Origin of the sequence: Stackebrandtia sp. (assembly GCF_035643755.1) — a bacterium.
Classification (GTDB): Bacteria; Actinomycetota; Actinomycetes; order Mycobacteriales; family Micromonosporaceae; genus Stackebrandtia.
In genome coordinates this window covers 1-11,738 of record NZ_DASQPW010000248.1, presented here as the reverse complement: position 1 = coordinate 11,738, position 11,738 = coordinate 1, and the positions used below count along the sequence as shown (strand labels likewise).

Genomic DNA, 11,738 nt, shown 5'->3' with positions numbered 1-11,738 from the left:
CGGTCCGACGTCGCCGCCGGCCAGGCCGCCGTCGTCGGCGGGGGGATCGTAGGTGTCGTCGCCGGTGCCGGGGTCGGAACCCGAACCGGGGTCCTCGCCGCTGCCCGGGTCGGATCCGCTGCCGGGGTCGGAGCCGTCGCCGCCGCTGCCCGGGTCCTCGCCGGAACCGGGATCCTCGCCGCCGCCGCTGTCGTCTCCGCTGCCGCCGCCATCGTCGCTTCCGGCGCCGCCGCCATCGCTGCCGCCGCCTCCGTCGTCGCTGCCCGAGCCGCCGCCGTCGTTCTTACCGCCTCCGTCGTCGTTGCCCTTGCCGGAGCCGTCGGAGTCGTCGGCGCCCTTCTTGCCGCTCAGGGCGTCCAGCTCTTGCTTGGCCTTCTTGTCGGCGTCGTTGGCCTCCTTGACGATCTTCTTGATCGCCGCGGAGTGCCCGGCGGTCTCGCCCTGCTCGGTGCCGAACTTGGTGTGGTACGGCACCGCCGCGGTGGTTCCCGGCTCGGGCCACTTCGCGTCGGTGCCACCGACGGCCGAGTTGGGTGAACCCTGGGCCCAGTTCGCGGTGACGGTGCCGTCGCCGCCGATGGTGGGCGCCGAGATTCCCTTGCGGACGTTGCCCAGCTCGGTGAGCAGCCGCTGCTTGCACGAGGCCAGCGTCGACTGTAGATCCGTCAGGATGCCCTTGGCCTTGGTCATGTTGCCGCTGGACATGGTCAGGGGCTTGCGTTCGGCGTCCACCTTCTGGACGGCGGTGTCGCCCGCCTCGTCCGTCCAGGCCTTGGACACATTGGACGCGTGGTGCTTGACCTCCTGCTCGCCCTGGTCAAGCAGCTTGCCAAATCGACCGAGACCCTCTGCCGCCGTGGTGATCGGCGAGGTATCCAGGGTCTTCAGGGTTTGCCACGTCAATGCCATATCGGATCAGCCTCTCACTTCTTGCCCTGCAGCCAGTTTTCGACCTTGGTCTGGTCGAGGGCCCGGTAATTGGTCACGGTGACCTGCATGGCACCGGCGTGCTTGTCGAGGCGCTCCTTGACATCGCGGCAGTTCTTGACCTCTTTGGTCTTGAAGTCCTTGAACGCCGAAGTGGTCTCCAGGTCCTGCATTTCCATGGTGATGCCGTGGTCGGCGGCGTCGATGCTGGTGCCGAGGCGCGTCGCCGTGGAGCGAAGGTCGAGGACGTGACCGAACACATCCTCGGGCTTCATGTCGGCGTCGCCGTTACCTGCGTTCATCGTTGTCTCCTCGTCTTCATTGGGTTGTCGGGTGTCACCGGCCGCCGAAGCCGCCGCCGGTGGGAGCGGAGGCATAGGTGGCCGCGGCCTGTTCACCGTCGAAGCGCCACAGCCGGACGCCGCATTCGCGCGCGGCGCCGACCAGCTCGTCGGCCACGCCATCGTCCACATCGTCGTCGTAGGCGACCCGAAGAAGGGAGTTCATGGTCACCAGACTGACGCCGGTCTCGCTGCGCCTCCAGGGACGCAACGTCACCGACACGGTGGAGAACGAGGACGAGACCATGGCCATTGCCGTCCACAAGCGACGCATCGCGTTGATGTCGCGGATGCGGCCGTCCATGCCAAAGGTCACGTGTGCCAGGGAGCCCAGGCGCCAGGCCTTCCATTCCTCGACGGCCTGTTGGGCCAGCGCCGCCGAGATCGTCTCGCCGGAGATCGAGTGGGTCAGGGCGACGCGCAGACCGTCGGCGCCCAGCACCCGGAAGGTGACCCCGGCGTCGGCGAGCCGCCGCAGCAGTCGGCCGGCCACGGACGTCACGGCGCGGCGGGCGCCCTCGACGCCGCCGCCGCGTTCCTCCGACACGGGGAGGGCGGCGTCCACGTCGAGCCGGATCGCCAACCAGGTGGCGTGGTGCGAGACCACCGGGTCGTTGCCCAGAAGCTCCCGATAGGACTCGATGCAGGCGGCGTCGGGGTCGAGCTCCACACTGGGCGTCGGCACCATGTGGGAGACGATCTGGATCCCGGTGACGTTGCCGGGGGCGTCGGCGAGCACCTGGGCCACCGAGCTGACGGTGGCGGCGCCGAGCCCGGCGGGCGCGGCGGGATCGTCGGTCTCCAGGGCGATCCCGGCGAACCAGCCCTGGCCGTCGAAGGCCACGCCGAACTCCTTGTCGCGTTCGGTGACGCTGACGATCTGGAGCCGGGGCGCCAGCACCGCCAGGGCGTCCCCGGCGACGCGCGAGGCGGCGACGCGCTTGCGCAAACGTCCTCTTCGGAGTCGCAACAGAACGCGGCGGTCGATCCCACGCGTTCCGGACAACAGCACCGCGAGGATCCCGACGGCGGCGACCCCGATGGCGCCGTAGGCCACCGGTCGCGGCGCCATCCACGCCAGGAATGCGCCGGCGGCAAGGATTTCGCAGGCCACGAGACGGACAAGGCTGATCGGCCCGAGACTCAATCGCGGACGATGAACCGGAAGACCGGTGGTCGCCATGGTCGTCCTTTCATGGCAGCCGGGGTGGGCTATAGAGTGCTTCCATCGGATGGCATCAATAGCACCGTATCAATACTTCGGTGTAATTGACTGCCGCTGACGATAACATTTTCAAGCGCCATCCAATTTGCACACTATGTGCGGGTGGACAAAGAAGTGATATCGGACGAGATAGACAAACTCGCATATTCTGGAGGCACCCCGAAATGCGGACAAAGCGCGAACAGGTACAGGCGTATCGATTCGTCACTCGCCGCATCGTCTCGGCGATGGTCTCGGACAATCCCGAGGCCCTGGAACTGCCGATGCGACGCACCGCCATCTCGGCGATCGTCGGCGCCGTCATCGCGGCGCTGATCTTCGGGGGCTTCTGGGTCGTCGGATTGATCTTTCCCGGTGGCGACTGGAGCACCGCCAAGCACGACACCATCCTCATCGACAAGAACACCGGCGCCACCTACATTTACGTTGGCGCCCAGCACGTCCTGTTTCCCACCCAGAACCTGGTGTCGGCCAAGCTGGCCTTCTCCGACACCGTCAACGACGACGACATCGAGCACGTCACCACGGCGGAGCTGTCGAAGATCCCGCGCGCCAACAAGATCGGCATCGCCGGCGCCCCGGATGCCATCCCGGGCAACGATTCCCTGATCAAGCCGACGTGGCAGCTGTGCAGCGCCCCGGTGCTGGAAAACCACAAGCAGCGGCTCAGCCACATCATGTTGGACCGGCACCCCTCCGGCGACACCCTGATCGGCGACAAGCGGGCCGCCGCGGTGCAGGACGACGACGGCAAGGTCTACGTGTTGTGGCACAACAAGAAGCTGAAGACCGACACCAAGGTGCTCACCGCGCTGGAGCTGCAGAACCCCCCGCAGCTGGTCACCAAGCGTTTCCTGGCGGGCATTCCGCAGGGCCCGGATCTGTTGGTGCCCAATGTCAAGGACGCCGGTTCCAACGCCAAGATCGACGGCGCCAGCGTGGACAACGGCCAGCTGGCGCGGCCCACCGACGGCGGCGACACCTACGTGGTCACCGGCGGGCACTTCGCCAAGATCGGCAAGACCATGGAACGCATGATGCGCAACAAGAAGGGCGGCGAGTCGGATCCGGTGTCCGTCGACGGCGACACCATCAACGCCAACGAGACCGACGACTTCGAGCCGCAGTCCTTCCCGCAGGCGATCCCCGATTCCTTCGACATGAACACCGACGACTCGGCGGTGTGCGCCACGTACAAGGGAACCCACACCACCCTGATGGTGTATCGCAAGACCCCCAAGGTGATCAACATCTTCACCGGCACCAGCCCCGACAGCGCCGACAGCAACAGCGGCACGGTCGAGCACGTCACGGTCCCGCCCACCAAGGGCGTGTTGGTGCATCCGCAGTCCAGCGACGCTGACACGGCGGGGACGATGTACGTCCTCACCGACACCGGCGTGAAGTATCCGCTGGAGGGAAAGGCCGCGGAGCTGCTGGGTTACACCAACTCCAAGGCGCAGAACGTCTCCGCCGCGCTGCTGGATCTGGTTCCCGAGGGGCCGACGCTGGATCCGTCCAAGGCCAAGGATGGACTGCCCGCCAGTGGCAAGGCCGGTTGATGCGATTAAATCGCGATATGTCCAATTTATCGCATTAATCATAGTCAATTGCGCGGATTATTGATATCACCAAATAACGTCCCTTGAGGAGACATGAAGTCTTGTTGACAACTCGGGATCTCATATAAGAGACCGGGAATCGACACATCCAAAGACTTCACACTCTAACCAATTTCCGATACCCTTTCTCCAACCGACAATTCGAAAGGCCACATGCCATGGTCATGAAGCCAGGTGTCAACATCTCGGGTGGAATTTCGGACGCTCCTGAAAAGCCCGAAGTCAACTCCGCCAAGCCCGAACCGAATCCGGTTCCCGCCGCGGCTCCGGTTGGCAGCGCGAGCGCCACCGTCAACAGCAATGGCTCGGCGTCCGGTTCCTTTTCCGCCTCCGGCGGGGGTGCGGACGTGTCCGGCGACGCCGACATCCATCCCCAGGTGATCTCCGATTTCCTCCCGGTCTTCGAGACCCTGAACGGCTACGCCGCCGCGGGGGGCGCCGCCGTCGCCGGCGCGGTCGCCGCCACGATGGGCCTGTTCCCCGAGGCGATGGAAGCCGTCACGATGCACGCCCGCCTGCAGGGCGAGTACAGCCAGACCTTCGGCCACTTGGGAAGCGCGCTGAAGGGCACCAAGGGGGCCACCGCCAACGCGCTGAACCTCTACGGCGAGCTCGAAACCCAGGGAACCCACGATGCCGGGTCCGTCTACGTGCCGTTCCGGTCGACGTCTCTCTAAATAGGATTGAACATGGGAATTTACGCAGCGATGCCCTACGAACAGCTGGTGCTGTTCATCAATTCCGCCAACGCCGGTGCCGTCGAGGCCGCCGCCGACGGCTGGAAGACGTCGGCCGAGTCGGCCGACAGCGTCAACGGCGAGCTGACCGCCCGGGCCACCGAGGTCAAGCCCTTCTGGCAGAAGCAGGACGGCCAGGCCTTCGGCGACACCCTCGACGGACTGTCCACCTACGCCAAGCAGATCGGCGACGACGCCGGCGACATGCACCGGGGCCTGAAGCAGATCGCCGCGGCGATCACCACGGCCCAGGCCGCCGCGGCGCCGATCATCGCCGTCGTCGAGGCGTCCAGCCCGCTGGAGCGCGCGGCCAAGGAACTGGCCGCCCAGCCGGGTCTGGCGGCCATCATGGAGACCATGGCGGCGGTCTACCAGACCGTCATGGGTTCGATGTGGCACTCACCCAAGCCGGCCCCCCGCACCTTCCCCAACGCCGGCGACGGCGCGGTTTCGGCGGCCAACGCGGCCGTTGACGCCGCCTCGACGGCCTCCGGTGACTCCGGCGAGTCCAGCGCCCCCGGCTACGACGACTCCGCCGTGGACTCCACCGGTGCCTACGACGGCCACGCCGACGACGGCATGGGCTACTCCGGTTCCTCCCCCACCGATTCCGGTCTGGCCGGCACGGGCGTCGGCGGTGCCGCCAGCCCGGTGTCCGCCGGCGGCGTCGCCACCGCGGCCCCCTCCTCCGGCGGGGGAATGGGCGGCGGCATGGGTGCCGGACCCGCCTCGGGTCTGGCCGCCGCGGGCATGGGAACCGGCGGCGGTATGGCCGGCGGTGCCAGCGGCGAGCGCGGCCGCCCGGCCGCCAAGGCCAGCTCCTCCAACGATCCGAACCGCGGGCTGTTCGGCGGCGCTCCCATGGGGGCCGCCGGCGCACCGTCCCAAGGGGACGACGGCGAGGGCGACCACACCTGGCTCACCGAGGACGAGATGGTGTGGACCCGCGACGACAGCGCGCCCGTTGTCATCGGTAGTGGAAGCGCGATGTAATGGGCGGCGACGATCTCGACATCCACACCCACCCGGTCAGCAAGATCGCCGGTGACGTCGCCGATCTCGGTGCGGCCTTCAAGAAGAAGATCCAGGCCCACCTGACCGAGATCGAAGGCCACGCCGACCTCGAGGGACTGGAGTCGGCGGCGGTCATCTCGCAGCTGGCCAAGGCGTGGGGAGACCACAGCAACAAGATCGGCCAGAACATCCACCTGACCGGTCGCACCATGCACAGCGTCTCCAACGCGTACGCCCAACTCGACGCCACATGGGGCAACGCCGTGAAATCGGACGGGCCCACCTCCGACGCGGGCAAGGCCATCAGCGACAAGTTGGCCTGACCGACATTCGACGGTCGGTGCGGTGTATCCCGACACCGCACCGACCCTCACTCCTTCCCCAGGACCTCCGGCAAGGACTCCGCAATGGATTACGGTCAACTCAGAAAACTCGACATCTCCGCCATCGAAGCGCGGGGCAAAGCCCTCAAGGGCATGTCAACTCAGGCTGGGACGCACGGAGAACAACTCAACGGGCACAAGGGGCAGATCCCGGGTGTATGGCCGACCCAGGACGGCTCGACCGCGGGTAAATCACTGCAAGGCCATGTACAAAGTCTCGACGACATTCGCGACAACCTCTCCAAGGCCGCCAACGCCACCACCCGGCTGGCCTCGGGTCTCAAGCCCGCCAAGGAAAAGGCGGATCACGCCGACTCGATCGTGAAGACGATCCAGGGCGCCGAGACCGACCCCAACAGCGGAAAGACCACTTACAAGTGGCGCGACGACCTGTGGGGCCCGTACGACAAGGCGACCCCGAAGGCCAAGGCCGACTACCAGCACAACGTGGGGTTGGTCAAGAAGGCCAACCAGCTGGTCGACGACGCCATCAAGGCGGCCACCAAGGTCGACACCGTGGCGCAGGGCGCCTTCCAGAAGATCGCCGGCGCCGTTCCGACCATCACCCCGACCAACGACCCCAAGGCGCTGGGTCTGCACACCGTCAATGGCGTCGCCAATCCCATGGGCGCGTGGAACATCGGCCCGGTCGGGCTGTTCCAGTCCGTGGGCAACGCCGGGACCATCCCGCTGATCGCCGACTACAACCAGTACTTCGGACGCAACAACCAGCGGATCAACGGTCCGGGGGTCCTGATGGATCCCACGACCGGAATGAACAAATGGGACGGTTCGTACCGTTACATCCAGCCGAACGGAACCCTGGGCCGCACCCCGGTGCTCAACGCGCCGCAGACCGACGCGAACGGCAACTTGGTCCCGCGCAATCCTTACAAGCCCGAGGTGGCGATCAACCTCGCCAACGTCAGCCGCACCTGGGGCCTGCAGTACAACCGCCAGTACAACCACACCTTCGCCAACGGCACCAAGCTCACCGACAAGACCATCGGCGTGCTGGGCGTCCAGGGCAACGCGGCGTTGACCACCAGCGACGGCAACCTCAAGCTCGGCGTCAACGGCATGGTCGGCGCGAAGGTCACCCAGGTCGACGTCCTGGAGAGAGGCCCGGCGTCGATCCGCAACATCGCCACGGCACAGGCCGGGGCCGACGCCGAGCTCAACGCGAAGGTCGGCAAGGACGGCCTGTCGGCCGACGCCGGAGCGATGGTGGGCCTGAAGGCCACGGAGAACTTCAACGCCGACGTCGGCGGGGTCGGCGCGGGTGTGAACGCCGAGGGCTGGGTCGGCGCGGGCGTCGAGGCCAATGTCACCTTCGGCAAGGGCGAGGACGGCAAGTGGACCATCGGCGGCAAGTTCGGCGCGGGTCTGGGAATCGGCGGTAAGCTCGGCGCTCAGATCACCATCGATCCACCCAAGATCAAGAAGACAGTGACGGACGTGGCCCATAAGGCTGGGGACCTGATAAGTAAGATCCCCCACCCACATTTCCATAACCCATTCGGGTAACGGCCCGGCCGCCATCCAACGCGAACGGAAGATTTTCATGGTCTCTACGCTCCCCGTCCCCATCGAGTTTCGACTGCCGGACGGCTGGGAAGCCGCCCCGCCGGACGAGGTGGGGGCGCCGGGAGCGGCGTTCGTGGCGCTGCATCGGGCGTCGTACGACAACTTCACCGCCAACATCACCATCAGCGGCGAGCTGCGCACCGACCCGGCGACCCTGCACGAGATAGCCGACGAGTCGATCGAGCGCCTGGAGAAGATCGCCACCGACGTGGCGCTCACCGACCGCGATGACGCCGGCTCCGACGACGCCCCCGCCACCACGCAGCTGGTGCGCATGACGCTCGACAAGGACGGCACGCCGGTGGATCTGGTGCAATGCCAGGTGTACCTCGTGATGCCCGACATCCACGACCCGCAGATCCGCGCGGTGATTCAGTTGGCGCTCACCGCGACCCGCAATCAGGCGGGCATCGTGGGCCCGGACTTCCAGACGTTCGTGGATTCGGTGCAGCCCGCGCTGGATCAAATGGACGAATCGGGTGAATAATAGACGTCCATCCCCTGTGGATATTGAAAAACGCGCATTTACCTATTAGTGTTTTTCCATGGAATTCGCACAATTGCGCGATCTTGACGTCAATCGGCTTGCCACATCCGCCAGCAGTTTGTCCGCGCTTTCGAAACAGGCCCAATCGCACGGCGGGGACGTCGACGCCCTCCGCTCCAAGCTCACCTCCGTGTGGGGCAGCCGCGACGGAGCCCAGGCCAACACCACCATGGCCGCCCACGTCGGCGACCTCGACGAGGTGCGCGGCAAGCTGTCGTCGATGTCCAGGGTGGCGGGAGACCTCGCCTCGGCGATGTCGACGGCACAACAGGACGCGAGGCGTGGCGAGTCGATCGCCAAAACCCTTCCCGAGGCGGTTTACGACGCCACGAAGGGCACAGTGGATTACCAATGGCGCGAAGACAAATGGGGGCCCTATTCCAAGGCCACCCCGAAGGCCAAGGACGATCACGCCAAGAACATCGGTCTCGCCGAGTCGGCCAACAAGCTGATGTCGGGGGCGCTCAACGCGGCCCACACCGCCGACACCGCCGCCCGCCAGGCGCTGATGCAGGTCGGCCTGCCGCTGAACGAGAAGGGTCCCAACGGCAAGGGCCCGATGGACGACCTCAAGGACGTCGCGGGGTACTGGGAGGCGGTGGTGCTGATGGCCTCCAGCCCGGCGTTCAACTTCCTGGTGCCCAAGAAGATGCAGTCGCAGACGCTGGGCTGGCTGACCAAGAAGAACGTGGAGAGCCACGGCGGCACCTGCAAGGAGATCGACGGCATGATGACGTGTGTCAATGCGCCGAAGTACATGTACGCCCGCGGCGGCACCACCTTCGGCGACACGTTCGTCACCCCGTATAAGACCTTCGACGAGTTCGAGCAGCAGTCCAACCCGAACCACGGCGGCTACCACGTCACGCTGGCGCACGAGAAGTACCACCGCGACCAGCAGTGGCGGAAGTACGGGATCAAGTTCGCCGGGATGTACCTGGCGGCCGAGGCGGCGGCCGAGGCCACCGGAACGGTCAACAAATACGAGGCGGACGCCGAACACAAGGGCGGCGAAACGGGCTATTTCGACAAATGACGGCGGCGGTTCCGGCTGAGGTGCGCCGTCACCCCGACCAGCCCGCGATCAGATCGTCGGGGCCGTACTCCGCGTCGACTCCGGCGGCGGAAATCCCTGCCCTTGACGCCGCGACCAGCGGGAGGCGCTTCGACGTCAGGTGGTCCCCATGTCTGCGCAGGGCGGCGAAGTCGTGATCGTCGAATGCGGCGTTGTCGAGCCACTTGATCGACCCGATGAAGAGCAGCTCCTTGGCGATGGGCTCGCGGTCGCCGCCCACGATGTCGATCCCGACGTCGTTGCCGCGGGTCCAGTAGCCGCCGATCGCCCGTGCCGCGGGCAGCTGGCTGTCGGGGAGGAGGCGGGCCAGGGCCGCTCGGATCAAAGGTTCGACGGCCCGTCCGCGCCAACTCGACCATCCGCGGCGAACGTTCGCCAGCGTCAGATCGCCGCGCAGGCGTTCGATCTCGGGCATGGCGGGTTTGAGGAAGCGCAGCCAGAACCTCAGGTAAGGGTCGGTGACCCAGTAGCGGCGCTCCCTGGACGGCCGGGTGGACAGCGGAAGCGCGGAGGTGACGATTCCCTTGGCCACCAGGACGTTCAGGGCGCGGTTGAGGGTCGGGTGCGCGATGTTGCCCGCCGCCCTGGCGATGTTGCTGAAGGTGCGTTCGCCGCCGGCCACGGCCTCGATCACGGAGTCCGCGCGGGCTTCGGCGGGGAATTCGGCGGCGATGGTGCGTTCGGCCGACACCAACAGCGCCGAGGTGGGGTTGGCCAGCGCCTCGGCGAGAAAGTCCCACATCGGGGCGCCGTGGGCCCATTCGGCGGCTATCAGTGGCAGCCCGCCGGTCACCAGGGCGGCGTCAAACGCCTCCGCCGGGGCGAGCCCGAGCATTGTGGACAGCTCGGCGGGGTTGAGGGGGCCGAGCACCATCTCGGTGCCGCGTTGGTGGAACGGCCTGTCGTACGCGTTGAGCGTCTCCATCATGGACAGATCGGAGCCGATCAACAGGAGCAGCACCGGTTTTCTGCTCAGGTATCTGTCCCAGGCGGCTTGCAGGGATCCCTCGAACCCGTCGACCTTGTCCATGAGATAGGGAACCTCGTCGAGGACGAGGACGGACGGCTTGTCGTCGGGGACGGTGTCGGCCAACAGGCGAAGCGCGCCATGCCAGGCGGACGGCGCGGTCTCGGCGAACACGGATCGATGCGGAAGCGAGGACTCCGCGATCGCATCGGTCAGCCTCTCAAGCTCCACATTGGCGTCAAGCCGCGCGGCGGTGAAGAACATCGACGGCAGCCCGCTGTCGTCGATGAACTTTTCCACCAGGGCCGACTTGCCGATCCGTCGCCGCCCTTGAAGCAACAGGCAGCGGCCTGGCCGCGATTCCGCGGGCTTGATCCGCTTCAGCTCCCGCCGCAACAGATGCAGTTCCTGAATTCGGCCAACGAACTCCACGACATGCCCCCGAGCGATTATTAGTTACATCGGCGATACTATCGCTGTTGATAGTATCACGCGCGATAGTAATCGATCGCCGTCCCGAAAAAGCGCCGGCGGCCCCCGAAGCGGGGACCGCCAGCGCCAGGCTAAGAGCACCGATACGTGTACGTGGTTCGTATGGTCCAGGTTGGGATCGCCGGTATGGCCGCCGTCGTAGTCGTGCCAGCCGCCCCGCAGCGGATTCCAGATCATGTTGTACCAAATCACGATCCGCAGACCCAGGGCGTGGGCGTTCTTCACCATCCAGTCGGCGACGTGGTCGCCGTACACCTTGGCCGAGCCGGTGGCCGCGGACCCGTGGGCGCCGACGGTGAAGTCACACGCCTTGCCCTTGGGGTGGTCGCCGCCGTCGTTGTATCCGCGATAGCACGAGGTTTCCTTCTGGTAGCCGACGATGACGGCCTGTTGCAGCGTGTGCAGCATGCGCGGGGTAATGCAGCCCGACGTGGTGGGATCGTCCTCGCTGCAACCCTCCTCGGGCAGCGAGCCGTCGGCGTTGCGCGGGGCGGGTTCGGCGGCGGGCGCGCTGGACGGGGAGGGTCCCGCGACCGGGACGCCGCCCGCGGAGGCCAGATTGGTGGCCGCCTGGTCGCGCAGCTTCTTCATCTTCGCCTGCGCCTTGCGGGCCTTGGAGATCTCGTCGTCAAGGGAGTCCTGTTCGGCCTTCAGCTTTTCCTTGGCGCTCTTCAGGTCCTTGAGGTGCTTGCCCGATTGCTCGCCGAGGAAGCCGAGCATGGAGATCTGGCCGACGGCCTCGTCGGGCGAGCCGGCCGCCAGGATCTCGGTGGTCTCCGGCAGCCCGCCGTGCATGTAGGCCGCCGCGGAGAACTCGTTGA

The 11,738-nt window shown here is 66.5% G+C and carries 11 protein-coding genes and 1 pseudogene; 7 read left to right on the top strand and 5 right to left on the bottom strand.

Features of this window, described 5'->3' with window-relative positions; translation table 11 throughout:
* From VE172_RS19070 to VE172_RS19060, 3 genes and pseudogenes are all read right to left on the bottom strand, one after another.
* Window positions 1–903, bottom strand: a pseudogene (locus VE172_RS19070) (hypothetical protein); the annotation flags it as partial.
* Between the two features lie 20 nt (window positions 904–923).
* Window positions 924–1,229 (bottom strand): hypothetical protein, encoded by a 306-nt coding sequence (locus VE172_RS19065; RefSeq protein ID WP_324803552.1) that lies wholly within the window; start codon window positions 1,227–1,229, stop codon window positions 924–926.
* 34 nt (window positions 1,230–1,263) lie between these two features.
* Window positions 1,264–2,382 carry a type VII secretion protein EccE gene (locus tag VE172_RS19060; protein ID WP_324803551.1) on the bottom strand — a complete coding sequence of 373 codons (1,119 nt, stop codon included), beginning with the start codon at window positions 2,380–2,382 and terminating at the stop codon, window positions 1,264–1,266.
* Window positions 2,383–2,657: 275 nt separating this feature from the next.
* Here VE172_RS19060 and eccB point away from each other — a divergent pair, with 275 nt between their 5' ends.
* From eccB to VE172_RS19025, 7 genes are all read left to right on the top strand, one after another.
* Window positions 2,658–4,055, top strand: a complete 1,398-nt coding sequence (gene eccB / locus VE172_RS19055; protein WP_324803550.1) for a type VII secretion protein EccB — start codon at window positions 2,658–2,660, stop codon at window positions 4,053–4,055.
* A 218-nt stretch (window positions 4,056–4,273) separates the two neighbouring features.
* On the top strand, window positions 4,274–4,792 hold the full coding sequence (locus tag VE172_RS19050) for a hypothetical protein (RefSeq protein WP_324803549.1): 519 nt from the start codon (window positions 4,274–4,276) through the stop codon (window positions 4,790–4,792).
* Window positions 4,793–4,804: 12 nt separating this feature from the next.
* Window positions 4,805–5,845 carry a hypothetical protein gene (locus tag VE172_RS19045; RefSeq protein WP_324803548.1) on the top strand — a complete coding sequence of 347 codons (1,041 nt, stop codon included), beginning with the start codon at window positions 4,805–4,807 and terminating at the stop codon, window positions 5,843–5,845.
* Window positions 5,845–6,189, top strand: coding sequence for a hypothetical protein (locus VE172_RS19040; protein ID WP_324803547.1), 345 nt, complete (start codon window positions 5,845–5,847; stop codon window positions 6,187–6,189). Before VE172_RS19045 ends, VE172_RS19040 begins: the two co-directional genes overlap by 1 nt.
* An 84-nt stretch (window positions 6,190–6,273) precedes the next feature.
* Window positions 6,274–7,776 (top strand): hypothetical protein, encoded by a 1,503-nt coding sequence (locus VE172_RS19035; RefSeq protein ID WP_324803546.1) that lies wholly within the window; start codon window positions 6,274–6,276, stop codon window positions 7,774–7,776.
* A 37-nt stretch (window positions 7,777–7,813) separates the two neighbouring features.
* Window positions 7,814–8,323, top strand: a complete 510-nt coding sequence (locus VE172_RS19030) for a hypothetical protein (RefSeq protein ID WP_324803545.1) — start codon at window positions 7,814–7,816, stop codon at window positions 8,321–8,323.
* Between the two features lie 58 nt (window positions 8,324–8,381).
* The gene (locus tag VE172_RS19025; RefSeq protein ID WP_324803544.1) at window positions 8,382–9,419 is read left to right on the top strand and encodes a hypothetical protein; all 1,038 of its coding nucleotides are present in this window, start codon (window positions 8,382–8,384) and stop codon (window positions 9,417–9,419) included.
* A gap of 28 nt (window positions 9,420–9,447) precedes the next feature.
* Here VE172_RS19025 and VE172_RS19020 read toward each other — a convergent pair whose 3' ends face one another.
* Together VE172_RS19020 and VE172_RS19015 are read right to left on the bottom strand one after the other, a co-directional pair.
* Window positions 9,448–10,857, bottom strand: a complete 1,410-nt coding sequence (locus VE172_RS19020; RefSeq protein ID WP_324803543.1) for an ATP-binding protein — start codon at window positions 10,855–10,857, stop codon at window positions 9,448–9,450.
* 24 nt (window positions 10,858–10,881) lie between these two features.
* On the bottom strand, window positions 10,882–11,738 hold an 857-nt coding region (locus tag VE172_RS19015; RefSeq protein WP_324803542.1), incomplete at its 5' end, for a VldE C-terminal domain-containing protein.